The 2,767-nt window shown below is 68.9% G+C and carries 1 protein-coding gene; it reads right to left on the reverse strand.

From position 1 onward, the window contains the following. Positions 1-97 precede the first annotated feature (97 nt). Positions 98-1,642 carry a polysaccharide lyase family 1 protein gene (locus tag ACFWEP_RS33840; RefSeq protein WP_387376015.1) on the reverse strand — a complete coding sequence of 515 codons (1,545 nt, stop codon included), beginning with the start codon at positions 1,640-1,642 and terminating at the stop codon, positions 98-100. Positions 1,643-2,767: the final 1,125 nt, after the last annotated feature.

Here is a 2,767-nt window from a genome sequence, read left to right on the forward strand (position 1 = left end):
GCCAGGTGTTCGTACCGCGCAGGGCGGCCGGAGCGGCCACCGTCCCGCGGCTGCCCGCCACCGGGGGCGGCCGACCGCGGGGCGGCGGATGCCTTCGTCAGGCGTAGGTCTCGAACTCGGCGACCTTCGGGGTGCCGCTGGAGCTGGTGATCTCGAAGGTGACCTTGCGCAGCGAGGTCTTGGTGAACGAGATGGTGCCCGCTCCGCTGCCGGAGGTCAGGACCGCGCCGGTGTCACCGTTGAGGACGCGCCAGGAGCCGATGCTGGAGCCGGACGCCTCGCGGATGTTGATCGAGGAGACGGCGGTCGCGGCGTCCCACTTGATCGAGACGGAGCCCGTCGAGCCGGAGGGCGACCAGTAGGTGCTCAGGCTGCCGTCCTTGACGTTGCCGTAGCTCGTTCCGCTCGCCTTGCTGGAGCCGTCGGCACCGGCGGAGAGGCTGAGGTTGGTGCCACTGGGCTGTGTCGGGTTGGTGGTCGGCGTGGCCGTGGTGGGGCTCGGCGCGGGAGTGGTCGGGGTGGTGGTGGGGGTGGTCGCCGTGCAGTTGCCGTCGGAGACCTGGAGGCCCTTGTTGGCGCCGGCCGTCTGGTTCACGATGTTCGGCACGCAGCTGGCCGCGTCGAGGCTGTAGGAGTAGGGGATGCTCACCGAGGTGTTGGAGGTGGGGTTGGGGCCCGCGGGGTTGTTGTCGGACGCGTGGGCGGACCAGGTCACGTTGTCGAAGGTGTTGCCGCTGACCTGCCAGTAGCCGGCCGCGTCGGTGTAGAAGGTGCCCAGGACGTCCTTGGAGTCCTTGAAGTAGTTGTTGTCCACCTTCGCCTTGGCCCCGGCGCGGGAGTTGATGCCCGACTCGTTGAGGTTGACGTAGTAGTTGTTGTAGATGTGCGCGATGCCGCCACGCAGCAACGGGGTGCGGGAGTCGAGGTTCTGGTACAGGTTGTGGTGGAAGGTGACGAAGCCGTTGGAGAGTTCGGTCTCGCTGGAGCCGATGAGGCCCCCACGACCGGAGTTGCGCAGGATGCTGTAGGACAGCGTCACGTACTGCGTGTTGTCCTTCATGTCGAAGAGGCCGTCGAACCCTTCGGCCTCGCCGCCCGAGGCTTCCAGGGTGGAGTGGTCGACCCAGATGTTGCGGACGTCGCTCTCCATGCCGATGGCGTCGCCGCCGTTGGAGGTGGGCGAGCCGGACTTCTTGACGTTCTTGACCGTCACGTTCTGGATGATGATGTTGCTGGACTCGCGGATGTGGATGCCCAGTTGGTCGAAGACCGCGCCGCTGCCGACGCCGACGAGCGTGACGTTGCTGATCTGCTTGAGCTCGATCACACCGGCCGCGGTGTTGCAGCTGTCGCCCGACACCTTGGCGGTGTTGGCGTGGTTGATCGTCCCCTCCACCTGGATGGTGATCGGGGTGCTGCTGCTGGCGCGGCCGCACAGCGCCTGGTGGATCTCGGTACCCGTCGTCGCTTTCACTACCTGCCCGCCGGCCCCGCCGGTGGTACCGCCGTTCTGGGTCGCGTATCCGGTGACGCCGCCGGTCGCCGCGGATGCCGAGGGCATCGTCACGATGACACCGGTCGCCGCCGCAAGGGCCGCCGTGGCCACTGCCGCGGAGAGTCGCAGTGCGACTGCTTTCCTCATGCTCGTCTCTCCCTGTTCGTCTTCGCATACGAGGGTTAAGCGAATGACATGCTCATGCCATTCATGAAGCCGTGCCGAGCCCGCCGACACACACCGGGTACGTTCCAACCACCCCTGGCGCGAGCTTGACCACGCCGGTCGGATCGAGTCGGCCGTTCCGCCGCGACCCACAAGCCTGCGCTGCCGAAGGTGTCGACCACGGGGTCTCCGCGTCGGCACCACCGCCCACTCCCGCCGGTCACGCCACACCGGGGACGGGAACCGCCCCTGGTGGACCACCGCCGGGAATCCGACGGCGCGACCGGCCATCCGCTACAGGAAGCCGCTGCCGCCGAACCCGTGACGGGCGGCGTGACGGGCATGACTCATGGCGTACACCCTTCACTCCGTGGCGCGGCGACGTCCTGGATGCGGCACCGTGCCGGATCGGTGGCGGCTCGCCGGTGAAGTCGTCCACGAATGAGGCGACTTCACGTTCACCGGTGCGGGGCCCTGGAGAGGGAAAGCGCTTTCTGAACGTGAGGATAGGGTGGCCGTCGCAAGGCTGGCAAGGTTCTGGACACGTACGGAACGGCCGCCGCCGCACCCCTCGGCCGCAGTCGGCACACCCGGAGCACCTTCGCGAGATCGTCCCGCACCAGGAACCAGGTTCACACCCCTGAACACGCGCACGGCGTCGCCCGATCTTCGCCGGGAGGCCGAAAGTCGCCGTTCCCGCAGCTCATGGGCGCGTACCGATCGTCCCGCCCGAGGGTACGACGCGACAACCGACAGCCCGGAACTCACGCCTCCGCACGACGGGCTGGACACGCGTACGAGTGCTCCCGAACCAGCCGCGCGAGAATCAGGGCTCCTGAGATTTTCCTTCCGGCATACCCGGCCGGGTGCGCCGACCGCCGCCGGGGAGCCGCGCACGGGCACTCCCGAGCCGCCTGCCGGCCCCGGCCGATGGAAAGCGCACGCCCTTCCCGGAGCGACACGCCCCCGGGCAACACACCCGGCGAGCGACACATCCGGCAGGCGACACGCCCGCCGGTGCCGGCATCCACGTCGAGGAGTTCACCGACCGCGTCCGCGCGCGGCCCCCGCCCGGCTCACCGGCACCGGCACGACGTCGGTCCCGGG

Source organism: Streptomyces sp. NPDC060198 (genome assembly GCF_042728415.1).
Taxonomy (GTDB): domain Bacteria; phylum Actinomycetota; class Actinomycetes; order Streptomycetales; family Streptomycetaceae; genus Streptomyces.

What these genes read in the sequence shown, in the direction of transcription:
- ACFWEP_RS33840 (WP_387376015.1), bottom strand. Translation starts at nt 1,642, where the DNA reads ATGAGGAAAGCAGTCGCACTGCGACTCTCCGCGGCAGTGGCCACGGCG.